Origin of the sequence: Streptosporangium sp. NPDC002524, from assembly GCF_040295985.1 — a bacterium.
Lineage (GTDB): Bacteria > Actinomycetota > Actinomycetes > Streptosporangiales > Streptosporangiaceae > Streptosporangium.
Map to the genome: position 1 here is coordinate 105,493 of NZ_JBEOWK010000008.1, position 24,682 is coordinate 130,174.

A 24,682-nucleotide genomic window follows, 5' to 3' on the forward strand; every position below is an offset into this window, starting at 1 on the left:
CCCCGCCCCGGCGGGTCAGCGCTCGGCCAGGACGATCACCGAGTCGCCGGGGCCGAGGCGCAGCGGCCGCGACTTGTCCGGGTTGAGGACGACGCCGAAGTGCGGGGCCTCGTTCACCCGCTCCGCCAGGCGGTAGCCGATCGCGGTCTCGCCCCGGCGCCGGGCCGACTCGATCACCGAGGCGAAGTCGACCGGCGCCCCGGGGCGGACGTACCGCTCCGCCGGGCGCGGGTAGATCTCCGAGCCCCCCGAGTCGAAGAGCCGGCCGAACACCTCGGCCAGGTGCCGGTTCTCGGCGAGCTGGGCGAGCAGCAGCCCGATCACCGTGTCGCTGATCACGATGTCGTCGGCCCTGGTGACCTCGGCCAGGCTCCGGTTGTTCTCGTCGTGCATCTCGCTGACGATGGAGTAGCGCTCGCCGCGCGCGGACTGCATGTCGCGCAGCTGGAGCAGGGTCGTCAGGGTGCGCGTGTCGGCGTGCCCGGGGCTGTAGCGGTCGTCGGAGAGCACGATCACGTGCTGGTAGAGGCCCAGGCCGAGGGAGTCCAGCGCGTAGCGGTCGGAGGTGTCGCACTCCTTGACGTTGACCGTGAGGTTGCCCAGCCCCTCGAAGCCGATCGCCGCGTCGGGGTGGTCGGAGGCGATGTCCAGGACCGACCCCGGCGCGACGTACCCGTCGAGATAGCGGACGACCTGGCGGCCCCGGCCGTTCCAGTTGAGGATCAGGGTGCGCTCGGCGCTCTGCCCGGTGTGCTCGACCAGGACGATCGACTCCTCGCGGGCCGAGGGCATCCCGGCGGCCAGGTGGATCATCGAGTCGTCGTGGGCGATCACGATGATCTCGTCGGAGCCGGAGATCACGGTGCTCATGGGCGGGTTCAGCATCGCCGTCCCGGCCCTGCGCAGCCCGATCACCGTGGCGGTCTGGTACGCCGGGAGCACCTCGCCGTACGTCATGCCGGTGAAGTCGGGGTCGGAGCGCAGGTAGATCTCCCCGTCGCTGAAGTTGAGCAGGTCCATGCAGACCACGGACATGCCCGACTGCCGCGACGACTGCACGATGAGCCGGGAGGCGGTGTCGTCGGAGTCGACGAGGTGGACGTCGGGGCCGCCCGCGAGACGCGCGGCGGCCATGTTGGAGCTCCCGGCGATGGCGGCCACCACCGGCGGGTGGCCGCCGGGCCGCTTGGCCAGGGCGAGCAGCGTCTTGATGACGTGCGCGTCGGGATCCTCGCCCTGCGGGGAGAGGACGACGACCGAGCGGGCCGCGGCCAGGTTCATCAGGTCGAGGTCGGTCGGTTCGGTGGGCCGCCCGGTCCGGCAGACCAGCCTGGTCCTGCCGGTCTCGCTCGCGAACTGCCGGATCTCGTCCTCCATCTCGATCTTGTCCTTGTCGGCGAGGATCGCGATGACCGACCTGCGGTCGCTCGCGTGCGCCTGGGCCAGCTCGCCGACGATCGTGAAGACCTGCTCCGACCAGCCCAGGACCACGATGTGACCGGTCTCGATGATCCGGGACCTGCCCTTGCGCAACTCCTCGAACCTGCTCTTGAGATCGTTGGAGAGGACGCCGACCAGGGCGCTGACGATGAAGAGCCCGCCCAGCGACGCGACGAACATCAGGGCGACGAACGGCGCGCTGCCGGTGTCGCTCGCGACCTTCCCCGGGCTCAGCGCGCGCATCAGCGTCATCCACAGCATGCCCGGGGCGCCGTTGTGCTTCGCGGCCTCGTCGGGGGTCAGCCACAGGCCCAGCGCCGTGACCAGCAGGATGAGGCCGAGAGAGATGAGGGCGAGCCATCCGATCAGCGCTGTCGTGCCCCGCGACATGGTGTTGTCGAACCAGTAACGCACGCGTTCTCGGAGCGTCGCCCTCAGCACGGAATTTCCCCCCGGTTAGTAAAGCAGAGTCAACAATTGTACAAAAACCAGGGGTCACCGAGAGGACGGTCGGGTGAAGGGGGCGGGTGGCCGCCGGGGGGTCGCCCGATGCCTTGGGAACCGGCACTTCACGAGGTGGGAGGCTTCCGCGGGGCGGAAGGCCTCGCGAGGAGGGCGGTTTCCGCGGGGCGGAAGGTTTCGCGGGGAGGGCGGGACGCGCGAGCCGTGCGGGCGACGCCGGGGCGCGGTTCCCAGAGCCGTTCCCCGATCGCGCTTCGCCCCCGGAGACGGCCGGAGGTCTCATGCGGAAATAGGTTTGGGCTTTATAAAAGGTTTTGCGAAGTAAGCTCCCTAGTCACCAATAAACAGGCGACTTAAGTTATTTGTCCGATTCTTCGGTTTTCGGCCCACCGCGAGGTCAGTGTCGATACCGGTGTCGGTGCCGGTGTCGAACCGGGGTCCGTCTCAGGGGAGTTTGGTCCAGGGGCCCGGGGCGTGGTCGTCCTTCGGGATCCACAGCGCGGGCTGGAGCTCGCGGAGTCGCGGGGCGCAGCCGTCGTTCCAGGGGAACCGGCCCACGGCGTCCGGCCAGACGATCTCCATGAAGGACAGCGGGGGCCGCTGGTAGAAGTGCAGCGCCGTGCCGAACAGCGACCGGTACCAGCTCGTGTCCACCGTTCTCGCGACGACCGGGTAGTTCCTGATCACGTCGTCCCGCTCCCGCCCCTCGGCCAGGTGGCGCCCGGCGGCGACCTCGTCGGCCAGGGTGTCGAGGCAGTTGCCCATCACGTCCGCGCGGAGACCGAACATGGCCGCCTCGGGGGAGCGGAGCGTGTGCCACAGTCCGACGGTGAACGCCCAGCCCGGCCCGTTCTCGTCCTCCGGGACCATCACCACCGCCCACCCGCGATCCCGGACGTTCCGCATCGTTCTGAGACCGGTCTCGTCGAGCTCCACCTCCTGCTCGACGCACAGCAGGCAGTGGCACGCGCTCTGGTGGAACATATGCCTGATCGTAGTGCTTTGTGGTCGTTCGTGCCTACAAGTCCGACCACGCCTGCCTCACTCCAGACGGGGGCTATTTGTGCGCGAGGGTTGACACTGCTTATCGCCAATGTAACTATCGCAAAAATCTTACAAATATCTGAAAATAGATTCGAGTAACTCGAATGAAGAGCGGTAGGAAATCATCCAGCGTCGATAAGGCATTTGAGCTGATCAGCGCCGTTTCCGGGAGCGGCCAGGCCGGAATGACCCTGGGCGAGCTCGCGGCCCACACCGGCGTCGCGGTCAGCACCGCCCATCGCTATGCCATCTCGCTTCTGGAGCTGGGCGTCCTGGAGCGGGACGCCACCGGTGCCTTCCGGCTCGGCGTCACCCTCATCACGCTCGCCGGGCGCTACCTGGAGGAGGACGGGCTCCGCGCCGCGGCGCAGCCGTACCTGGCCGAGCTGGTCGAGATCAGCGGGGAGACCGTCCACCTCGGGGTCCCGGTCGGCCACCACATCGTCTACGTGGACAAGGTGGAGAGCGCCAAGTCGGTGCGCCTGGTCTCCCGGATCGGCAGCCGCGTACCGCTGCACTGCACCGCGATGGGCAAGGCGGTCCTCGCGTTCCTGGACGAGCCGCGCCGCGCCGAGATCCTGGCCGTGCAGGCGGAGCCCCGCACGCCCAGGAGCCTCACCGGCGACGCGCTGCTCGCCGAGCTCGACACCGTACGCGACCAGGGCTTCGCGATCGACGACGAGGAGAACGAGGAGGGGGTGCGCTGCATCGGCCTGCCGATCATGAACGCCTCCGGCCGCCCGGTGGGGGCGTTCAGCGTGTCGGCGCCGGCCGGACGGTTCAGCCTCGGCGACTGCCACCGCCTGGCGCCGGTCGCGCTCGGGATGGCCGCGGACATCGGCCGCCGCATCGGCTACGCCGCCCCCAGGACCCGCAAACCCGCCTGAACCCGTCCTCTCCCAGGACCCGCAGCTCGTACCGCATGGCTTGTATGGAAGGAAGTGCTATAAATGTCCGCTCTCACCTCGCCGGACGCCTCCGTCATCACCATCCGTAACCCCGGCACCGGCGAGCAGCTCGGGGAGGTGGAGGCGGCGAGCGCGGAGCGGGTGGCCGCGGTCGTCGAGGCCGCCCAGGAGGGCCAGCGGGCGATGGCGGCGATGCCCGCCCACGAGCGCGCGGACCTCCTGCGCCGGGTGGCCGACCTGATCGAGGCCGAACGGGACGAGCTCTCCACGCTGCTCGCCGCCGAGAACGGCAAGCCCGTGCAGCAGACCCGGGGCGAGGTCGACGCCGCGATCCGGATCTTCCGCGGGTACGCGGGCGAGGCCACCAGGCTCTTCGGCCGCCAGATCCCGCTCGACGCCGTACCCGGCCTGGAGCGGCACCTCGCGGTGACGATGCGCGAGCCCCTCGGCGTCGTCGCGGCGCTGGTCCCGTTCAACTACCCGGTCGAGCTGTACGCGCACAAGGCCGCCGCGGCCCTCGCCGCGGGCAACGCCGTCGTCGTCCAGCCGCCCGCCCGCTGCCCGCTGTCCCTGGTCAGGGTCGCCGAGCTCGTCGAGCGGGCCGGCGCGCCCGCCCACGCGCACCAGCTGGTCACCGGGGGCGTCCAGGTGTCCCAGACGCTGGCGCAGCACCCCGGGATCGCGGCGGTGGGCCTCACCGGCAGCACCGCGGCGGGCCGCGAGATCGCCCGCCTCGGGGCCGCGACCCTGAAGAAGGTCTTCCTGGAGCTCGGCGGGAACGACGCGCTCATCGTCTGCGACGACGCCGACGCCGAGGAGGCCGCCCGCGCCGTCGTCCTCGGCCGCCTGGCCAGGGGGAACGGGCAGATCTGCTGCGCGGTCAAGCGCGTCTACGTCCAGGACGGCATCCACGACGCCTTCGTCGAGTCGCTGCTCGGCCAGACGGCGAAGCTCTCCGTCGGCGACCAGCTGCTCGAGGACACCGACGTCGGCCCCCTCATCGCCGAGGAGGCCGCCGAGCGGGTCGAGGCGGCCGTCGGCAGGCTCGTCGGGGAGGGCGCCAGGCTCGCCGCCGGGGGCGGCAGACGCGGCGCGTTCGTCGACCCGGTCGTGCTGGTCGACGTGCCCGCCACCAGCCCCACCTTCGCCGAGGAGATCTTCGGCCCGGTGGCGCCCGTCGCCCGCTTCACCGACCCCCTCGACGCGGTACGGATGGCCAACGAGTCCCCGTACGGCCTGCACGCAGCGGTCTTCACCCGGGACGTCTCGCGGGCGTTCTCCATCGCGCGGCGCCTCGACGTCGGCGGGGTCGTCATCAACGGCTCGACCGCGCTGCGCGCCGAGAACCTGCCGTTCGGCGGCACCAAGGACACCGGCGGCTACCGCGAGGGCCTGCACGACACCGTCCTCGACTTCACCCGGCAGAAGACGGTCATCGTCATGGAGGCCTTCGGATGAGCCTGGAGCTCCGGGGCGTCCGCAAGGACTACGGCGGCGTCGAGGTGCTGCACGGGGTGGACCTCGTGGGCCACCCCGGCGAGGTCCTCGCCGTGGTCGGCGCGAACGGAGCCGGCAAGTCGACCCTGATCAGGATCCTCGCCGGCGCCCAGTCCATGAGCGCGGGCGAGATGTGGATGGACGGCGAGCGGGTCGAGCTGCGCTCGCCGCACGACGCGCACGCCCGGGGCATCCGCACGGTCTACCAGGAGCTGACGCTGGTACCCCAGCTGTCGGTCACCGAGAACCTGCTGATGGGGCACTTCCCCAGGAAGCGCGGCGGGTTCATCGACTGGGCGGCGGCGCACGCCCGCGCGGGGGAGCTGCTGGAGAGCATCGGCTTCGGCGCGATCGACCCGCGTACCGTCGCGGGCCGCCTGACGGTGGCCAGGCAGCAGATGGTGGAGATCGCCAAGGCGCTGGTGGACGAGCCGCGCGTGCTGGTGCTCGACGAGCCCTCCGCGGTGCTGGCCGGAAGCGACCTCGAATCGCTGTTCGCGCTGATCAGGCGGTTGCAGGAGCGCGGGGTGCTGGTCGTCTACGTCTCCCACCGGCTCGCGGAGGTCCTGGAGCTCGCCACCTCGATCGTGGTGATCAAGGACGGCAGGATCGTCGAGACGACCGAACCCGCCCGCACGGGCGAGAACGAGCTGATCCGCCTCATGGCGGGCCGCCGCCTCGAACAGATCTACCCCGACCGGCGCGCCGGGCACGGCGAGGTACGGCTCAGCGTCTCCGGGCTCTCGCGCGGGGGCGAGTTCGAGGACGTCTCGTTCTCCGTGCACTCGGGGGAGATCGTCGGCCTGTTCGGCCTGGTCGGCTCCGGCCGCAGCGAGCTGGCCCGCTGCGTCTTCGGCGCCGAGCCCGCCTCCGCGGGTCAGGTAAGTGTCCGGTCCGGCCCCGAGCCCGCGTCCTTCGGCGCGGAGCGCGTCCAGGCCGGTGCCGGTGCCGGTGCAGGTGCAGGTGCAGGTGCCGGTGCAGGTGCCGGTGCAGGTGCAGGTGTCGGTGTCGGTGCCGGTGTCGGTGCCGGTGTCGGTGCCGCTGCCGGTGCGGGTGCGGGGGCCGGTGTCGGTGTCGGTCTCGGTGCCGAGTCCGCGTCCTCCGACGCGGAACGCGCCCGGTCCGGTGCCGGGCCCGCTGACCCGGGGCGCGTCCGGTCCGGTGCCGAGTCCGCTGTCCGGACGGGCGCCGAGCCCGCGTCCGCGTCCGCGCCGGCCGACCGGGCGCGCGGCCGGGCCGGTGTCGTCGGCTTTCGTACGCCGGCCGAGGCCATCGCGGCCGGGCTCGCGCTCGTCACCGAGGACCGCAAGCGCACCGGACTGGTACTCGGCATGAGCGTGCTCGACAACATCACGCTCACGACCCTGTACTCGGCCACCCGGGGCCCGCTGATCGACACGGGCCTCAGGCGCAGGAACGTCACCGACATGATCGACCGGCTGGGCATCCAGCCCTCGGGGTGCGCCTCGATGCCGGTGGTCAACCTCAGCGGCGGCAACCAGCAGAAGGCCGTGCTCGCCAAGTGGCTGCTGGCCGAGCCGCGCGTGCTCATCCTCGACGAGCCGACCCGCGGCGTGGACATGGCGGCGAGGGTCGACATCTACCGCATGATCGACGACCTCGCCAGGCAGGGCCTCGCGGTCCTGCTCATCTCCTCGGACCTGACGGAGGTCCTCGGCGCCACCGACCGGGTGCTCGTGATGAACGAGGGGCGCATCACCGGCGACCTGCGTTCCGACCAGACCACGGAGGACGAGATCCTCGCCCACTCGATCGGGCGGACGGCATGACCCGCCCACCACGGAGGGACAGCATGACCCGGCCAGCCCGGAGCGACGACATGACCCGGCCGGCCCTCCGGCCGACCCGCGAGGACCGGACGACCCGGCGGCGGGCCGCGTTCGGGGGGATCGCGTGACCGGGCAGCAGGCGGGGCCCGCACGGGCCTCCACCGATCCGGCCCCCACCGCCCCCGCCCCCAAGGGCCCGGCCTCCCCCGCCACGGTGCCCGCCGGTCCGGCGGCCTCGATCTCCGGGAGGCTCCCCAGGCTGGTCCTGGGGGGCCGGGACCTCACCGCGCAGGTCGCGTTCGTCACGCTCATCGTGGCGCTCGTCGCGGTGGCGGCGCTCACCTCCGACACGTTCCTCACCCCGACCAACCTCACCAACCTGCTCAAGCAGATGGTCACCACCGGCCTGCTCGCGTACGGGATGCTCGTGGTGATCCTCACCGGCGGCATCGACCTGTCGGTCGGGTCGGTGGTGGCCTTCTCCGGCATCATCACCGCCGGTCTCGTCTCCGATCTCCCCATCCCGATGGCGACGTTCGTGGGCATCGCCTGCGGGATCGGGTTCGGGCTGGTCAACGGTGTGCTGGTCGCCCGGTTCGGGCTGGCGCCCTTCGTGGTGACCCTCGCGGCGCTCACCACTGTCAGGGGCCTGGCGTTCGTCTACTCCGAGGTGCCGATCACCCCGGAGGACCCGGCGTTCCTCACACTCGGCTCGGCGATGCTCGGCCCCGTCCCGCTGAGCACCGTGATCATGCTGGTCGTGTTCCTCGCGGGCGGCCTGTTCCTGACCCGCTTCCCGGCCGGCCGCTCCATCGTCGCGATCGGCGGCAACGCCGAGGCCGTGCGGCTCGCGGGCATCAACGTGCGCAAGCACGTGATCCTCGCCTACACGATCAGCGGCGCGTGCGCCGGCCTGGCGGGCGTCATCCTGGCGAGCCGGGTGGGCATCGCCCAGCCGAGCGTCGGGGTCGCCTTCGAGCTCGACGCGATCGCCGCGTGCGTGATCGGCGGCGCGAGCCTGGCGGGCGGGCGCGGCTCCGCGAAGGCCACCTTCGGCGGCGTCCTCGTCCTCGTACTGATCAACAACCTCCTCAACCTGTACGGCGTGCAGAGCTTCTGGCAACAGGTGCTCAAGGGATTGATCATCATCGCCGTCATCCTCGTCCAGCGCGCCAACCAGACGCGTACCTGACGTACCCGCTCCACAACACCCCCCGAGGTATACCGAAATGAACGCTAGGAAATTCAGCAGCCTGATTGCCGCCGGCCTTCTCGCTCTCAGCCTTGCCTCCTGCTCGTCCAGCGGGAGCGAGCCCACCACCGCGGCCTCCGCCTCCGGAGACGGCTCCTACACGATCGGCGTCGCCAACTTCATGTTGAGCGGCCCCTACTTCAGCGGCATGGACAAGGCGATCGCCGCCCAGGCCAAGAAGAAGGGCAAGATCGAGGTCATCAGCACCGACGCCAACGGCGACGCGGCCAAGCTCGCCTCCAACGTCGAGGACCTGCTGAGCAAGAACGTCGACGCCATCATCATCTCCGGCGGCCCGCTGGAGTCGGCGCCCGCGGCGCTCAACGCGGCCAAGACGGCGAACAAGCCCGTGGTCCTGGTGGACCGCAAGTTCCAGGCCGGTGAGTACACCAGCTGGATCGGCCCGGACAACAAGGCGATCGGCGTGCAGAACGGCCAGTTCCTCGCCGAGAAGCTGCCCAAGGGCGGCAAGGTCGCGATCATCAAGGGCGGTCCCGCCGACAACAGCATCGGCCTGGCCCGTACCGAGGGCGTGAAGTCGGTGCTCGGGAGCACCGCGGGCATCACGCTCGTCGAGGCCCCCGACTTCGGCAACTGGGGATCCGACGGCGGCCTGACCGTGATGGAGAGCCTGCTGGCGACCAACCCCGACCTCGTCGCGGTGTTCTGCGAGAACGACGCGATGTGCCTGGGCGCGCAGCGCGCCATCGCGGACGCGGGCAAGGCCGAGCAGATCATCATCGCGGGCGTCGACGGCCAGGCCGAGGCGCTCAAGGCGATCCTCGACGGCACCAACTACCTGGTGACCGGCCTGAACGACGCGGACATCATCGGCGCGATGGGCCTGGACCGGGCGGTCGAGATCCTGAGCGGCGCCAAGGTCGAGAAGGACACCGTGGTGCCCTCCCCGAGGGTCACCAAGGAGAACGCGGCCGAGTACTTCGACCCGAAGGGCGGCTTCTAACCCTTCCCGATCCACGGCCGTCCGGGGGAACGGTTCTGATCCGCGGTCGTTCGGTAGCGGTTTCTGATCCGCGGCCGTTCGGGAACGGGTTCTGATCCGCGGCCGTTCGGGGGAACGGCGCGGGCCCGCGACCGCTCGGGGGAGCGGCTCGCGGAGTACGGCCGGATGTGAACGGAGGCCGGGTGGCGGTCGGCGACGCCACCCGTGACCACCGGTATCGGGACGGAGGTGCGCACACCCGCGCGGGCGCGGGTCGCGTTCAGGCACGAACAACGCCTTACTCGTCGAGTGAAGGGCACGTAACCCATGCGAAGAAACGTCAGAGGGGCCGCGCGCAAGGCGGCCCTCGCCGCGGTCACCACGACCGTCGTGGCACTCACCTCGTTCGGGGTCAGCACCCCCGCGACGGGCGACACCGCCGCACCGGCCGGAAGCCGTTCCCCCAGTCCGAGTCCCACGTCCAGTACGCCGAGCGCGCCGGCCAAGCAAGAGAAGCAGGACAAGCAGGACAAGCAGGATCAGCAGGCCAAGGCGGGCGCGGAGAGCAAGGCGGGCGCGGCCAAGAGCGCCGCGGCCTGGACCCTGCTGCACTCGGAGAACTTCTCCTCCCCCATCAACACGGGCAACGCGCCGTGGGTGAGGGAGAACTACACCACGCCGTTCGACACGATCATGGACGACTCCGGCCAGTGGTACCGCAACGACTACGGGCCGGCCTGGACCACCGCGTTCAACTCCTTCGCCACCTACCGCAAGGAGTTCCCGGTCGGCCAGGGCGGCTGGCTGACGGCTTCGCTCTCGGCCCGCGACTGGAACAAGGACGGCGTCATCGAGTCGCCGCCGTCGATCACCACCGCGACGGTGGGCGGCGCGCCCGCGGCGGTGCTGAACGTGCCCGACCACACCGGCGGGGCGATCTTCCGGCCCACCAACAAGCTGCCCGACCAGTATCGCGTCGAGTACAAGCTCAAGACCATCGACTTCGGCGGCAAGCGGAACGGCTCGATCGAATACAACGGCAAGGTCAACGGCTACAGCACCCAGGGATGCAAGACGCAGCACCCGTGGGGTGAGGGGTCCAGGAGCCCCGGCTGGAGCGGCAACGCCGCCGCGCCCTACTGCGAGTGGCAGGACGTGCGGTCAGGCCCGTACGGCTACAACGGCTTCCACTTCATGTCGATCGTGGACTTCGCCAACCCCGCGCCGAGGAACAACCACTTCTGGCACTATCGCCGCAAGGTGCTGATGGACTCCTTCTCCCAGCACCCCGACCGGGTCGGCAGCGGCACCGGCGGGCGGGTCTGCAACTCCAACACCAACCAGTACTACAACTACCGCGACGGCAACTTCAACACGGTCAACATGTGGATCAGCGGCCTGCCCAACTGGACGCCGGGCCCCGGCGGCCTCGCGGGCAACTCGCAGTGGTTCATGACGAGCTGCTCCGGCGGCGTGGCCGAGCAGCAGCTGTCGTCGGCCGCGGAGATCCAGCCCGAGCTGATGCCCAACCAGTCCTACACCTTCGCCATCGAGCGCGACGCCACCGGCTACGTGCTGGAGGCCAGCGGCAACTTCGCCCGGGTCGGGCAGAAGACGATCCGCTTCCACCGCCCCTTCATCGTCAACAACGCGCCGATCTGGCACTACAACGTCAAGCCCAGTGAGTACGACGGCCGCTACAACGCCACCCTCGTCCAGAACGACGTGAACGGCAGCGCGTCCTGGCCGAACCAGTGGCCGGCCGGGTCCCAGTATCCCGACTACTTCGTGATCGGCGACCTCTACACCAACGTCTACGAGGGCAGCGCGAGCCTGACGGACATCCGTCTCTACGTCCCCGAGACGACGCAGCCGGTCACCAACCTCGCGCTGAACAAGCCGGCCACCGCCAGCAACCAGTGCGCGGCCAACGAGGCTCCGGCCAAGGCCGTCAACGGCAGCTGGACGGGCGGCAACTCCGACAAGTGGTGCGCGCTGGGCGCCAACAAGTGGCTCCAGGTCGACCTGCAGTCGAACACGCAGGTGGGACGGTTCGTGGTGCGACACTCCGGCGCGGGCGGTGAGAAGGCGAGCTGGAACACCCGCGACTTCGACCTCCAGGTGAGTACCAACGGCACCACCTGGACGAACGTCGCGAGCGTCCGGGGCAACACCGCCAACGTCACCACCCACACCTTCACCCCCGTCAGTGCCCGGTACGTCCGGCTCAACGTCATCACCCCGACGAGCGACAGCGATGCCGCGGCCCGCGTCTTCGAACTGGAGGCCTACTCCAGCTGACGAGATCCTGTCCGGTCGGCCGTCGCCCGGCCGGACAGGCCCTTCCGACGCCCGGTACCCCGTGACGCCCGCTGATGGGCGGGCGTCACGGCCCCGAAAACCACACCACCGCGCCACTGCATCACCGCGCCACCGCATCACCGCGCCACCGCATCACCGTGCCACTGCACCACCGCATCACCGCGCCATCGCGCCGCTTCCGCCTGGCGCGAGCGCCCGGACGGCCGAGAGCGCTCACACCGGATTGAAGGTCCAGGGGAGCGCTCATTGCCGTATCAAGGGCCCGAGGAAGCGCTCACGCCCGATGAGGAGTCCGCTGGAACGCTCATGCCGGATCGGGGTTCCGCGGGCGCGCTCATGCCGGATTGGAAGTCCGAATCCGGCCGGAATTGCCGGTCTGAATCCTGCCAGCCCGGAGTCGCGTGCTCGCCATAGCTTTGCTCGCGTGCAGGGCCCCTCCCTCCGTACGGGGCCCGACGACGAGAGGGCTTACTCCATGGACCTGCAGCTTTCCGGCCGTGTCGCGGTCGTCACCGGTGCCTCCAAGGGCATCGGCCTGGCCGTCACCCGTACCCTGCTCGACGAGGGGGCCCGCGTCGTCGCGGCCTCGCGCAAGAGCAGCCCGGAGCTGGACGCGCTCGACGGCGCCGACCTCCTCCACGTGCTGGCCGACCTGACCGACCCCGAGGCGCCGGGCCGGATCGTGGCGCGGGCCGTGGAGGCGTTCGGCGGGCTGGACATCCTGGTGAACAACGCCGGTGGCCCGCCGCCCGGTGCGGCCCTGCCGCGCTTCTCGTTCCTCGCCCCCACGGACGACGACTGGCGGGCGATGTTCGAGTTCAACCTGTTCTCGGTCGTACGGGCCGTCCGTGCCGCCGTTCCGGTGATGCTCCAGGGGGGCGGAGGCTCGATCGTCAACGTGTCCTCGGGCAGCGCCCGGCTGCCCGCTCCCATGAACGTCGACTACAACGCGGCCAAGGCGGGCCTGAACAATCTCACCAAGGCGTTGTCGGAGGAGTTCGCGCCGCAGGGCATCCGGGTGAACACCGTGTCGCCGGGGCCCGTCCGGACGGCGTGGTGGACCGAGGCGGGCGGCGCGGCCGACATCATCGCCGCGCAGGCGGGAACCGATCGCGACACCGTGCTGGACGGTCTCGCGGCGGAGATGATGAAGCTCACCACCGGCCGCCTCGTCGAGCCGCGAGAGGTCGCAGACGTGATCGCCCTGCTCGTCTCACCGCGCTCGGCGAGCACCACCGGCGCGGACTTCGCCGTCGACGCCGGTTTCCTCAAGGAGATCTGACACACCCGGCTCCGCCTCCGGCGGGGACGGGTCGTCCCGAGGTCACCCGGCACCCGTGGTCATCCGATGTCGGTGGTCGCCCGACGCCCGCGCAGGAGTCCCGCCGATCCCGTCGCCGATCTCGTCGCCGATTCTGTCGTAGGGGAGTGCGAGACTTGCGCCACCGCGCCGCGTGTTCCCACGACGCAGGGGTCTGATGACGCCGGGCACCCACGACGTGGGCCTCTCGCGCCGGGGATCTCCCGCGTCCCGAGGAGCTCCCACGTGCTGAGGGGCTCTCCGTGCCGAGGGGTTCCCGTGCCGGAGGCTTCTCCATGCCGGAGGGTTCTCCGTGCCGCAGGGTTCTGCGTGGCGAGGTGACCGGCTGACCGTTCCGCGAGGAGGCATCATGACGACCCACGAGCAGGGCGACCGGGACGACGTCCTCGTCGACATCCCCGCCAACATCGGACGGCCCGCGCGCGGGGCCCTCGCCGCGGCCGGATACACGACGCTCGCCCAGGTGGCCGCCACGAGCGAGCGGGAGCTCCTGCGGCTGCACGGCATGGGCCCCAAGGCCATCGGCCGCCTGCGCGAGGCGCTCGCCGAACGCGGCCTCGCCTTCGCCGACCACTGAGCCTGCCGAGCCCGAACGCCAAGCCCGAGCAGCCCGCCCACCGAGCCCGAGTGTTGAGCTCGGCGGGCGACCCGGCTGGCAAACACGCCCCGACCGGGAGATGTGTCCCGGCCGGGAAACAGGCCCCGGCCGGGAAGCGGGTCTCGCGGGTGGCGGGATGTCAGCTGTTGTTCCGTATCTCGGGCCAGAGCAGCGGCCACGGGCGCACCGGATCGCGGCAGAGGAGGATGGGCAGGTGCTGCTCCTCGTTGGACAGGCCGACGCCGTTGTCGATCCTGCCGCGTTCCTCGCAGGTGGCGAACCTGCGACCGTAGCGGCGGGGGGCGTCGGTCACGACCACGGCGATCCGGGCGGACGGTGGTGGCGGGCCGCGCCAGTAGAGCTCGTTGTGCCCGCTGTAGATCTCGGGCAGGCCGTACTCCTCGGCGTAGCGGTCCAGCGCCCCGGCCTCGCCGTAGTTGGGGGCGATGAGTACGGCCTGCGCGCGCTCCTGAGGCGTCAGCCCGCCGACCACCGCCCCGACCTGCGCGGCGAACTCAGGCCATCCGATCGACTCGCGCGCCACCTCGTTGACCTCGACGACCAGGCTGCCCTCCAGGGCCGTGGGAGGGATCACCGGCAGCGCGAAGACGACGGAGATGACCGCGTTGACCGCCAGGGCGGCGGCGAGCAGCACGCGTCGTCCCGTACCCGCCATCCACCGGGCGGCCGGGCCGCACCCCGCGGCGAAGAGCAGTACGAGCAGGCCCGACACGTAGTCGGGACGCCCGCCCGAGTAGAGCGTCAGCGCGCAGGCGACCAGGTAGGCGAGGGGGAGGGAGCGCAGGCGGGGTTCCCGCCACAGCCGTACGGCGCCGACCACCTGGAGGACCGCCTGGGGCGGGCCGAGCATCATGAGCTGCAGCGGTAAGAAGGTGAGGCGGTTGTCGGCGCCGTCGTCGACCTCCAGCGCCCCGGCCATCGTCAGCTGCGGCCAGTCGTGGGTCGCCTGGTAGACCAGGTTGGGCGCGGCGATCACGAGGGCCAGCAATGCGCCGAACCAGAGCCTGCGGTCCCGCAGGATCTCGCGCGGCCCCGCCACGAGCACACCCACGCCCACGCTGATCAGGAGCAGCGCGATCAGCTGCCGGTTGTACGTCGCCAGCCCCGCGACGACGCCCAGCGCGAGCCACCAGCGGCCGTCGCCCCGCAGCGCCCGTACGGCGAACAGCGCCGCCGCGATCCAGAACGGCAGGTCGACCCCCAGGGTCAGCAGGGAGTGCCCGCCGATCAGGAGCAGGCTCGTGGTGGCGATTCCCACCGCGGCGATGATCTGAGCCCTCCGGTCACCGCCGAACTCCCGGGCCAGGAGGGCGACCAGGACGACGACGAGCGACGCGATCAGGGCGGGGACGACGCGCAGGGCGACCACGGTGTCGCCGAACACGGCGATCGAGGCCCGCGCGATCAGCGGGGTCAGCGGCGGGGTGTCGAAATATCCGAGGGCGGGCTGCTCGCCCAGCATCCGGAAGTACAGCTCATCTCGGTGGTAGCCATAGCGCGGGCTCGCGACCAGCAGCACGGCGAACGTGGCCAGCGCGACCACGCCGACGGGCCGCCTGGCGAGGGGAACGGCCGAGGCGACCGCGTCGGGGGTGCGCGGCGCGGAGAGGGAGGACTTGGACACTCGTTCATCATCGGCTTTCGACGCCGGTGGCGCGAGGGATGATCCTGATCTTCTTGTCATCCGGTACGAGCCGGGTTGAGCCTGACGCGAGCCCGGCCCGAGTCCCGCACGAGTCCCGCACGAGCCCGGCGCGAGCCCGGCACGAGCCCCGCGACGGTCCGGTGCTGGTCCGTGCTGGTCCGGTACGAGAGGGCGTCCCGGTGATAGGTGAGGCGACGGCCTCGCTCCCGGGCGAACGGTCTCTCCCGGGAGACCGGAGAACCGTTCGCCTGTCACGACCACCCCGAAGGATCCGCCGGTCGCTCGGCGGAAGGCGTGCGCCCTCGCGCGTCCTCGCGTGCCCTACGTGTCCTCGCGTGCCCTCGTGTGTTCTCAGGCAGCGGGGAAAAATCCCTCGACGTCCCCGATGTCGTGCTGAGACACTGACCGCTGCCGGAGGCCCGGGAACACCGCGAACCGGCTGTGACCCGATCTGACCAGGCCGTGAGCGGCCTGGCCCGATCGCCCGCCGGTCGGTGGAGACGCCGATCGCGGTGTCGGGACGAGGTCCCGGGGGCTCTTCAACGATCTTCATGACAGTGGGTGAACCATGAAACCGGTCGGCGAGGCGGAGATCCGCGGATCCTTCGTCAACTGTTCCAAGGGGGAGGCGCGCAGGATCAACCTGCCCAGGAACCTGCCCGAGCTCTCCTGGACCGACCTCGACTTCCTGGGCTGGCGCGACCCCGGTGCTCCCGACCGGGGCTACCTGGTCGCCGAGCGGAACGGCGAGCTCGTCGGCGTCACCCTGCGCGTCGCGCAGGAGGTACGCAGGAGCTTCACCAAGAGCACCGTCTGCTCGATCTGCGTGACCCCCCACTCCGGCACGGGGGTCGCCCTGTTCGTCGCGCCCAGGATCGGCGCCGCGGGCCGCCAGGGCAACACGGTCGGCACCTACATGTGCGCCGACCTGGCCTGCTCCCTCTACGTGCGGGGCGTGAAGCGGACAGATTCCGGCGTGCGGTTCGAGGAGACGCTCACCACGGAGGAGCGGATCCTCCGGGCCGCCGTCAACCTGGAGGGCTTCCTGGACAAGGTCTTCGACGGCGACGTGCGCTCGGCGTGACTCAATCCACGACCGCCTTCTCCAGCGTCCGTTTCATGTCCGCCGCCCCCCGCTCGACGCGCGCGCGGATCTCCCCCGCGAACGCGTCCGGCAGCACGTCGGTTATCCAGACGAGCCGACTGCGGCCGGGCTCCTCGGAGAGGACCTGGAACGAGGCGTGGTGGTGCGCGAGGGGCGGTCGCGCGCCTTCGATCACCGCGTAGGCGAGCCGGCGAGTCGCGTCGTCGACATCGACGATCAGCTCGCGGACGACGTTGCCGTCCGGGAAGACGAGAATCCTCACGTCGCCCTCGATGCGGGTGTCGGCGACGCGATCCGGCAGGAGGCGCCGATGCACCGCGCCCACGTCGCGTATCGCCGCCCACACCTGCTCCGGGCTGGAGTCGATCACGACCTCTGTGCGGATGGAAGCCATTTCGCTGTCTCCTGTCTGAGTGATCCCCGGACGACGGATCGCCCCCGCGCGGACGCCTGGGCTCCGGTCCCGGAGGACACCGGGTCTTCGGCGCGTGCCGATGCGCTGACATGCCCACTGATGAACGAACCGGGAAACGAACCGAGAAGCGAGCCGGGAAGCAGACCGGGAAACGAGCGCTTTCCCGGGCTCGCCGGGTCCGGTGTCCGGTGGCCTGCCGGACGGGCCGCCCGGCTCACGACGAGACGCCGTCCGTGCCGTCCGTGCCGTCCGTGCCGTCCGTGCCGTTGGCCTGCTCCAGGTGCAGGGAGACCCGGTGCTGGTTCTCGGCGAGGCGCAGGCACAGGTGTCGCAGCTGGGTCAGCTCGGCGGGCGTGAAGTCGCGGAAGATCGCCGCCATGGCGGCCTGGGTCGGCCGGCGGAAGGACTCGATCCACGCCTGTCCCGCGGGGGTGATCTGGGCCAGGACGGAACGCCGGTCGTGACGGTCGGGGACCCGTCGCGCCAGCCCGTCGCGTTCGAGGGTGTCGACCAGCCCGGTGACGTTGCGCGAGCTCACTCCGGCCGACTGGGCCAGGTCGCCGATGCTGAACCCGTCGCCGGTCGAGGCGCTCAGGCGCATCAGGATGTCGAGCGCTCCCGAACTCAGCCCGCGGCCCCGAGCCCCGTGAGCGCGTATGCGCTCGACCGCGTGGAAAGCGGTGCGGACGGCGGTCGCGGCCTCGAGGGCGAGAGTGTCGTCTCCGGCGGTGAACCGGGCCATGGCCGCCCTCGCCCCGGAGTCGAAGAGGGAGCCGTCGGGATCACGGGTGAACGCTGTCGATGATTTATGTACGTCCTTCATAATGAAGCATCACATTAGTACCTGCTTCACTTGATTGTCGAACGCGGAAATCCCGCGCGGGAGACGGACGCTCGCGCCGGAGCCCGCTCCTCGCGGGATGACATCCCCCGGTCTGATTCGCCGTCCCCGGAATCAGACCGGGATCCGATGTGGCCGAGGTGGCCGTTCGGCGATCGTGGCCGTCATGCTGACGTCAATCGCCATCGCCCTGACCCTCCTCGGCTCGGGCGTGCAGGCACCGCGGACCGATCCCCTCGACTGGAGCGCCTGCCCGGACGACAAGATCGGGATGGAGTGCGCCGACCTGCGGGTCCCGGTCGACTGGCAGCGGCCCGACGGTCGCGAGATCACCCTGAAGCTGGGCCGCCTCAAGGCCACCGGCACCTCCGAGGGCTCCGTCCTGATCGCCTACGGCGGGCCGGGCGCGCCGGGGATCGCCATCACCCGGTCCGAGAACCGGTGGACCGGGCTCCGCGAGCGCATGGACATCGTCACGTGGGACACCCGGGGTTACGGCGAGCAGTTCCGCGGCCTGAGCACCGGCCTGCCGTGCGTCTGGACACGCGTCCCGCTGCCCGAGTTCCCCGAGGACGACGCCGACTTCGGACGGCTCTCCGACACCAACCGCGGCTACGCCGAGGCCTGCCGCAACAAGGATCCCGAGCTCTTCGCCAACATGAGCTCGGCCGACCACGCCAGGGACATGGAGGCGATCAGAAAGGCACTCGGCGGCGCGAAGCTCAACTTCTACGGCGCCTCCTACGCCGGGTTCTACGGACAGGACTACGCCCGCCTCTTCCCCGGCCAGGTGCGCGCGATGGTGCTCGACGGCACGTGGAACCACAGCACCTCCGACTGGACCGGCGAGCTGGAGGCGATGGCCAGGAGCAACGAGGAGGCCGTCGGCCGCTTCTTCGACTGGTGCGCCGCCGCGGGGAAGTGCCGCGACGTGCCCGCGAAGTGGCGCAAGCTGGTCGCGGCGGCCGACCGCACCCCCATCCCCGCCAAGAAGGCCGGCATCGCGTACGACGGACGCGACCTGCAGGCCTTCGCGGTGAGCTCCGCCAGGATGGGGGGCGAGGCGTGGCCGAAGCTGGCGCGGGACATCCGCGCGGCGGCCGGTGGCGACGCCTCCGGCTTCGTGCCCGAGCGCGGTGCCCGCTACCCCGACCAGTCGACCGGCGTCACCGAGTGCGTCGACTGGCCGCGTCCCGCGAACCGTGCCGAGCTGCGGACGACGATCACCCGGTTGCGCGAGGTCGCGCCCGACGCGGGCACCGCCAACACCCTGGCGACCGGGACCCTCGGCTGCGTCGGCTGGCCGGTGCCGGTGACCAACCCGCCGGCCCCGCTGCCGAAGGGCCTGCCGCCCATGCTCGGCGCGGGCGCCTGGGGCGAGTCCGACGCCGTCCAGCGGGTGCTCAGGCAGGTGCCGGGCAGCGTCACCGTCCGCCACGAGGGGCCCGGCCACACGCTCCACGGCTTCAACCCCTGCGCCCGCGCCCACATCGACCACTACCTCACCGACCGCGTGCTGCCCCCGGCGGGGACGAAGTGCTGACGCGCGAGCGGGCCGGACGCGAGGACCGCGAGCCGGGCGCCCGGAGCCGCTCCTGCTCCTGATTTGTGGCACTTCGTACCATTTTTCGGAAGAGGTCAGGTAACAAACGAGGGGCCCCGGCCATTTCCCGGTGTCAGAACAACATCCGGTACGAAGGGGGCGGGGCGGTGACGGACGACTCGCAGCGGTTCACCAGCGTGTACGACGAGTGCCGACAGCGCGTCTGGGCCTACGCGGTCAGCCGCGCGGGACGGCAGGTGGCGGACGAGGTGGTGAGCGAGACGTTCGCGATCGCCTGGCGAAGGCTGGAGGAGATGCCGGAGCCGGCCCTGCCGTGGCTCCTCGGGGTGGCCCGCAACGTGCTGCGCGACAACATCCGGGCGGAGGTCCGGCGTGACGCGCTCAACGCCGAGTTGCGGGCCTGGACCGAGGACGACGTCGCCGAGCAGGTCACGGAACGGCTCAGCGTGCTCAAGGCGCTGACGAGCCTGTCGGAGGACGACCGGGAGCTCCTGATCCTGACCGCCTGGCAGGGGCTCTCCCCCCGCGACGCGGCTCGGGTCGTCGGCTGCTCCCCGACCGCCTTCCGGGTACGGCTCCACCGCGCGCGCAAGCGGCTCAAGCAGCGGATGGACACCGCCGCGTACCCCGGACCCCGGATGAGGAACCTCAGCGAGGAGTGGTCATGAACCCCGTCGATCAGCTGCGGGCCGCACGCCCCGAGCACCTGGGGGACACCCCGGTCGATCCGCGTACCAGGGCCGCCGAGCTCTCCCGGGCCATGGCGTGGCCCCGGCGGGCACCGGCGAGGCGCGGGGCCGTCCGCCCGGGGTGGGGCCTCGGTCTCGGTCTCGGCGTCGGTCTTGGCCTCGCCGGAGCCGCCGCGGCCGTGACCGCGGTCGCCGTCACGGTCTCCGCGACCGACGGCACGGTCCCGGACGCGCCCCCCGCCCAGGCGGACCCGGCCCGAACGGTCTTCGCCCCGTCGACTTCCGGCCCGTCGACTTCCGGCCCGTCGGCCTCCGGCCCGTCTGCCTCCAACCCATCGGCCTCCGGCCCGTCTGCCTCCAGCTCGTCGGTCCCCGCTCCGCAGACCGAGGTCTCCAGCCGATCCGTCCTGCTCGCCGCCGCCCACGGAGCGGCCCGCCAGCCGGACACGACCGGTGCCTACTGGCACACCGCGTCCGTGACCCGGAACCTGCTGGAGGCGGCGGACGGGGACTACACGCTCGTCGAACGGACGCGGAACGAGGCCTGGACCCCGTTGGCGACCGGCGCGGACCGGTGGGACCGGACGTGGTCACTCGGGGCGCGGCCCGCGAGCGCGGAGGACGAGGCGGCCTGGAAGCGAGCCGGTTCCCCGGCCAGGATCGAGGTCGAGTTCCCCGGCAAGCGGGGGAGCAGGCTGGGCGGGTACGTCCTGTCGACCGAGCCGGGAGAGGCGAAGGACAGCCACGCCCCGCTCGTCGACGGGGACAAGGTGTTCTGGCTGGGCCGCAACGTCACCATGAGGGACCTGCGCGGCCTGCCCGCCGACCCCGACGCCCTCAAGGCCTGGCTGCTGCGCTCGTACAGGGGGATGTCCACCGAGGCGGACATCCCGATGGCGTCGGACGCCTGGCTGTTCTCCGTCGCGGTCGGGCTGGTCACCGACATGCCGATCACCCCGAAGGTGCGCGGCGCCGCCTTCCGGATGCTGGCCGATCTCAAGACCATCAAGGTCGCCCGCGGCGTCACCGACGCGGAGGGCCGCACCGGCAGCGCGGTCTCCATCGAGGAACGGGCCAGGGCGAAGGTGACCGACAAGAGCGCCGACGACGGAGCCCTGCGGAACCGCCTGATCTTCGACGAGGCGACCGGCAGGGCACTGGCTACGGAGAGCGTCGTCGTACGGCCGGGCGGCCTGCAGGCCGGATTCGAACCGGGCACCGTGTGGCACTCCGAGACCGTCCTCGAAACCGGCTGGACCGACGAGAGGCCCGCGTCCTGAGTCCCAGGGTTCCCGGACTCCCTACCTAATCCCCGGCCCGCCGTACCTCCGGGGCGTACGGCGAGCCGGGGCACCCACCGCCGCGATGTCCCGGCATGTCCCGGTGAGATCCAGGCACGCCTGCCGGACCATCCGGTCACGCCGTTCACCCACGCCGTTCACCCACGCCGTTCACCCACGCCGCGTTCCAGGACGAACGGCGGCGGGCGACGCCCCCCGGCCTCGTAGGCTCGGGACATGCTCCTGTGGATCAACGGCCCCTTCGGCGGGGGCAAGACGCAGACGGCGTACGAACTGCGGCGGCGGCTCCCGGGAAGCGTCGTCTGCGATCCCGAACACGTCGGCTTCGGCCTGCACCGGATGACACCGCCACCCCTGCGCGGGGACTTCCAGGACCTCCCGGCCTGGCGGCAGGGGGTGTACGAGGTGCTGGACCTGGCTCTCACCAAGCACGACGGCACGGTGATCGCACCGATGACGGTCGTGGAGCCCGCGTACTTCCGCGAGACCGTCGGCCGGTTGCGGGAGCGCGGCCACGACGTCAGGCACTTCGCGCTGCTGGCTCGCCGCGAGACGGTCCTGCGCCGCCTGCGCGAGCGCGGCTTCGGCCACGTCCTGCAGTACGTGGCCGGCAAGGGCGCGCCCCTGCGCCGGGAGAGCTTCGCCGTGTCCAGACTCGACCCGTGCCTGGAGCGGCTGCGTGAGGCGGAGTTCGCCGAGCACGTATGGACCGACGACCTCACGATTCCGGGAGTCGCCGACCACATCGCCGCCTCCTCCGGGCTGACGCTAACCCCGGACACGGACGGCGCGCTACGAGGGCGCCTGCGCCGCGCGTGGACGGGTGCCAAACACATCCGATTCGACTGAACGAGGAACGACACCGCTCCCCGAGAACGGCACACGTCCCCGCGCACGACACGGGTCCCCGCGAACAACGCAACGGCTTCCACGCACGGCACGCGTCCTCGCGAACAACGGTCCCAGCGAACGGCACGTGTCCCAGTGAACGACACGGGTCTCCGCGAACGGCAGGTCGGCCTCCGCGAACAACGCGGTTCCCCGCGTATGGAACGCGTCCCCGGGAACAACGCGACGGTTTCCGCGCACGGCACGCGTCCCCGCGAACGACGGGTCCCCGCGAACGGCAAGTCGGCCTCCGCGAACAGCGCGGTTCCCCGCGTATGGAACGCGTCCCCGGGAACAACGCGACGGTCCCCGCGAACGACACGGGTCCTGGCGAACAACGCAACGGCCCCCGCGAGGGACAGGCCGCCCCCGTGAACAAAATCCGCCGCATGATCGCGTAAGTCGCCCGTTCTCCCCACTCCGGGCTCGACCTGAACCGGCGATTGACATCTCCCGCCCGATGTCCTCATTATGAACAAGCATTCATGAACGCATGTTCATGACATCAACGTCGCGGTCGCGCCCAAGACGGGTCGGCGGAGCCGTTCGGGACGTTCTGAGAGACCCACGGGAGAAATTTCGATGCTTTCCATCGTCAACACCGAGCAGGCGGAAGCGTGGAACGGCTACGAAGGAAGCCACTGGGCCGATCACCAGGCCCGGTATGACGCCGTGAACAGCGGGTTCAACGACCACCTGCTCGCGGCGGCCGCCATCGGTGACCGGGACCGCGTGCTCGACGTCGGGTGCGGCAACGGGCAGGTGACGCGGCTGGCCGCCGGGCGGGCGCGACGCGGAGAGGCCGTCGGGATCGACCTGTCGGCGCCCATGCTGCGGCGAGCGCGTGCCAGCGCGGCCGACGAGGGGGTCGCCAATGTGACCTTCGAGGAGGGCGACGCCCAGATCCACCCCTTCCCCGCCTCGGCCTACGACGTGGCCGTGAGCCGGTTCGGGATCATGTTCTTCGCCGATCCGGTCGCCGCGTTCGCCAACATCGGCCGCGCGCTGCGACCGGGTGGACGCCTGGCGATTCTGTCCCTGCGGAGAATGGCCGACAACGACCTGGGCGCCGTCTTCGCGGCGATGGCCGAGCACCTGCCGCCGAGCCCCGCCCCGGCCGGGCCCGGCGCTCCCGGTCCGGAGTCGCTGGCCGACCCGGCCCGCGTCCACGAGGTGCTCACCGGCGCGGGCTTCGAGAAGGTGACCTGCACCCCGGTCGACGCGTCCCAGGTGTGGGGCGAGGACGCCGCCGACGCGGCCGGTTTCCTCGGAGCGTGGGGTCCCGTCCGCTTCGCCCTCGACCAGGTCGGCGAGGACACCGCGGCCCGAGCCCTCGACGCGCTCACGGCGGCGCTGCGGCCCTACGAGGAGCCCGGCGCCGTACGGCTGCGCGGCGCCGCCTGGCTGATCACCGCCACCCGCCCCTGACCACCGCCCACCCCTGATCGCCACTCACCCGCAAACCCCCCCACCCCTGACCGCGATCCGCCCACAACCGCCACTCACCCACAACCGCCCCCTACCCCTGACCGCGATTCGCCCACGAACGCCACCGCCACCGTCCACAACCGCCCCCCACCCCTCACCGCGGTCCACCCGCCCGCAACCGCCACCCGCTTCCGGTGGTCACCCGCTCCTGGTGATCATCCGCTTCCGGCGGTCACTACGATGCGATGTGATGTCCCCGAGAAAAGCAGCGGCCCTGCGTGACGGCGAGGGCGATCAGACCCTGCGCGAGCACCTGATCGCCGCTGCCGAACGCCTCATGGCCCGGCGCGGCGCCGCCGGGCTCACCGTGCGCGACATCGCCCGCGAGGCCCGGGTCGCCGACGGCGTGCTGTACAACCACTTCGCGGGCAAGGAGGAGCTGCTCGCGCTCGCACTGCACGCCCACGTCCGTACCGTCGAACGCGAGCTGGGCGAGCGGCCCACCAGGGCCGGAAGCGGAACCGTCGAGGACAACCTGCGCGCCTACATCACCCAGGGGCTGGCGCTGCACGCCGCGATCCTGCCCTCCTTCGCGGGCCTGCTCGGCCGCCCGGAGGTCCTCGTCCGGTTCGCGAACCTGCCCAACCCGATGGCGGGCGGCCGGGGACTGCGCGAGGACCTGGCCGTATACCTGCGCGCCGAGCGCGACCTCGGACGCCTTGCCCCGGAAGCAAACCCCGAGGCCGCCGCCACCATGATCATCGGCGCCTGCCACGAGCTGGTCCTGCCCCACCTGCTCAGCGGTGGCGCGGCGGCCACCCTGGAGATTCCCCCCGGTTTCGTCGAGGGCCTGCTCACCACCGTCCTGAACGGCATCGGCCCGGCCGGAAGCCCCGGAACCGTCCCAGGGGAAGGGCCATCGGCTCACCTGACGTGACCCCGCCGAACGATTCGAGGGACCGCGCCCGATGATCTCGGCCGGGGAACGACAGGGAAGACGGGAGGTCGATGGACACCGAGGGGTGGGCCGCTATCTGTGCGTACGGATTCCGCTGCTGTCCAGGGCGCCCGGAGATCCCGGCCTGCTGGGAGCGGCGGCGTTCCGCTCCTCCGACGAGGTGATCCGCCGGGAGAACAGGGTCCCCGACCTCGCAGCGTCGTGGAACCTCGTATGTCCAAGGGCCACAGCTCATGCCGAATGATCTCGC

The 24,682-nt window shown here is 71.1% G+C and carries 20 protein-coding genes; 15 read left to right on the plus strand and 5 right to left on the minus strand.

Annotated elements, in window-relative coordinates:
• Positions 1-15 precede the first annotated feature (15 nt).
• Positions 16-1,881: a CASTOR/POLLUX-related putative ion channel gene (locus tag ABT053_RS15905; RefSeq protein WP_502991777.1), complete on the minus strand. Its 1,866-nt coding sequence runs from the start codon at positions 1,879-1,881 to the stop codon at positions 16-18.
• Positions 1,882-2,346: 465 nt separating this feature from the next.
• Positions 2,347-2,886 carry a DUF4262 domain-containing protein gene (locus ABT053_RS15910; RefSeq protein WP_350969751.1) on the minus strand — a complete coding sequence of 180 codons (540 nt, stop codon included), beginning with the start codon at positions 2,884-2,886 and terminating at the stop codon, positions 2,347-2,349.
• 164 nt (positions 2,887-3,050) lie between these two features.
• Between ABT053_RS15910 and ABT053_RS15915 the strand changes: the two genes are divergently transcribed.
• The 8 genes from ABT053_RS15915 (at position 3,051) to ABT053_RS15950 (ending at position 13,556) form a co-directional block, all read left to right on the plus strand.
• Positions 3,051-3,833 carry an IclR family transcriptional regulator gene (locus ABT053_RS15915; protein WP_350969752.1) on the plus strand — a complete coding sequence of 261 codons (783 nt, stop codon included), beginning with the start codon at positions 3,051-3,053 and terminating at the stop codon, positions 3,831-3,833.
• 63 nt (positions 3,834-3,896) lie between these two features.
• Positions 3,897-5,312: an aldehyde dehydrogenase family protein gene (locus ABT053_RS15920; protein ID WP_350969753.1), complete on the plus strand. Its 1,416-nt coding sequence runs from the start codon at positions 3,897-3,899 to the stop codon at positions 5,310-5,312.
• Entirely contained in the window at positions 5,309-7,141 is a 1,833-nt protein-coding gene (locus ABT053_RS15925) for a sugar ABC transporter ATP-binding protein (protein WP_350969754.1), read from the plus strand. Before ABT053_RS15920 ends, ABT053_RS15925 begins: the two co-directional genes overlap by 4 nt.
• A 124-nt stretch (positions 7,142-7,265) precedes the next feature.
• Complete coding sequence (locus tag ABT053_RS15930) at positions 7,266-8,333, plus strand: ABC transporter permease (RefSeq protein ID WP_350969755.1); 1,068 nt, start codon at positions 7,266-7,268, stop codon at positions 8,331-8,333.
• A 37-nt stretch (positions 8,334-8,370) separates the two neighbouring features.
• Positions 8,371-9,357 carry a substrate-binding domain-containing protein gene (locus ABT053_RS15935; RefSeq protein WP_350969756.1) on the plus strand — a complete coding sequence of 329 codons (987 nt, stop codon included), beginning with the start codon at positions 8,371-8,373 and terminating at the stop codon, positions 9,355-9,357.
• A gap of 306 nt (positions 9,358-9,663) precedes the next feature.
• Complete coding sequence (locus tag ABT053_RS15940; protein WP_350969757.1) at positions 9,664-11,637, plus strand: discoidin domain-containing protein; 1,974 nt, start codon at positions 9,664-9,666, stop codon at positions 11,635-11,637.
• 445 nt (positions 11,638-12,082) lie between these two features.
• Positions 12,083-12,940 (plus strand): SDR family NAD(P)-dependent oxidoreductase, encoded by an 858-nt coding sequence (locus ABT053_RS15945; RefSeq protein ID WP_502991778.1) that lies wholly within the window; start codon positions 12,083-12,085, stop codon positions 12,938-12,940.
• 388 nt (positions 12,941-13,328) lie between these two features.
• Positions 13,329-13,556 carry a helix-hairpin-helix domain-containing protein gene (locus ABT053_RS15950; protein ID WP_350969758.1) on the plus strand — a complete coding sequence of 76 codons (228 nt, stop codon included), beginning with the start codon at positions 13,329-13,331 and terminating at the stop codon, positions 13,554-13,556.
• Positions 13,557-13,716: 160 nt separating this feature from the next.
• On the opposite strand, the gene ABT053_RS15955 is transcribed toward ABT053_RS15950, so the two are convergent.
• Positions 13,717-15,222: a glycosyltransferase family 39 protein gene (locus ABT053_RS15955; RefSeq protein ID WP_350969759.1), complete on the minus strand. Its 1,506-nt coding sequence runs from the start codon at positions 15,220-15,222 to the stop codon at positions 13,717-13,719.
• Positions 15,223-15,811: 589 nt separating this feature from the next.
• Between ABT053_RS15955 and ABT053_RS15960 the strand changes: the two genes are divergently transcribed.
• Positions 15,812-16,327 carry an FBP domain-containing protein gene (locus tag ABT053_RS15960; protein WP_350969760.1) on the plus strand — a complete coding sequence of 172 codons (516 nt, stop codon included), beginning with the start codon at positions 15,812-15,814 and terminating at the stop codon, positions 16,325-16,327.
• Position 16,328: 1 nt separating this feature from the next.
• Here ABT053_RS15960 and ABT053_RS15965 read toward each other — a convergent pair whose 3' ends face one another.
• Together ABT053_RS15965 and ABT053_RS15970 are read right to left on the minus strand one after the other, a co-directional pair.
• Positions 16,329-16,742, minus strand: coding sequence for an SRPBCC family protein (locus ABT053_RS15965; RefSeq protein WP_350969761.1), 414 nt, complete (start codon positions 16,740-16,742; stop codon positions 16,329-16,331).
• 235 nt (positions 16,743-16,977) lie between these two features.
• Positions 16,978-17,586 carry a MarR family winged helix-turn-helix transcriptional regulator gene (locus ABT053_RS15970; RefSeq protein WP_350969762.1) on the minus strand — a complete coding sequence of 203 codons (609 nt, stop codon included), beginning with the start codon at positions 17,584-17,586 and terminating at the stop codon, positions 16,978-16,980.
• Positions 17,587-17,770: 184 nt separating this feature from the next.
• On the opposite strand from ABT053_RS15970, the gene ABT053_RS15975 reads away from it, so the two are divergent.
• The 6 genes from ABT053_RS15975 (at position 17,771) to ABT053_RS16000 (ending at position 24,411) form a co-directional block, all read left to right on the plus strand.
• Positions 17,771-19,147 (plus strand): alpha/beta fold hydrolase, encoded by a 1,377-nt coding sequence (locus ABT053_RS15975; protein ID WP_350969763.1) that lies wholly within the window; start codon positions 17,771-17,773, stop codon positions 19,145-19,147.
• A gap of 167 nt (positions 19,148-19,314) precedes the next feature.
• Entirely contained in the window at positions 19,315-19,836 is a 522-nt protein-coding gene (locus tag ABT053_RS15980; protein ID WP_350969764.1) for an RNA polymerase sigma factor, read from the plus strand.
• Positions 19,833-21,137, plus strand: a complete 1,305-nt coding sequence (locus ABT053_RS15985; protein WP_350969765.1) for a CU044_5270 family protein — start codon at positions 19,833-19,835, stop codon at positions 21,135-21,137. The genes ABT053_RS15980 and ABT053_RS15985 overlap by 4 nt, the downstream gene beginning before the upstream one ends.
• A 237-nt stretch (positions 21,138-21,374) precedes the next feature.
• Positions 21,375-22,007: an AAA family ATPase gene (locus ABT053_RS15990; RefSeq protein WP_350969766.1), complete on the plus strand. Its 633-nt coding sequence runs from the start codon at positions 21,375-21,377 to the stop codon at positions 22,005-22,007.
• A 621-nt stretch (positions 22,008-22,628) separates the two neighbouring features.
• Positions 22,629-23,474, plus strand: a complete 846-nt coding sequence (locus ABT053_RS15995; protein ID WP_350969767.1) for a class I SAM-dependent methyltransferase — start codon at positions 22,629-22,631, stop codon at positions 23,472-23,474.
• A gap of 250 nt (positions 23,475-23,724) precedes the next feature.
• Positions 23,725-24,411, plus strand: a complete 687-nt coding sequence (locus tag ABT053_RS16000; RefSeq protein ID WP_350969768.1) for a TetR/AcrR family transcriptional regulator — start codon at positions 23,725-23,727, stop codon at positions 24,409-24,411.
• The last annotated feature ends 271 nt before the right edge of the window (positions 24,412-24,682 follow it).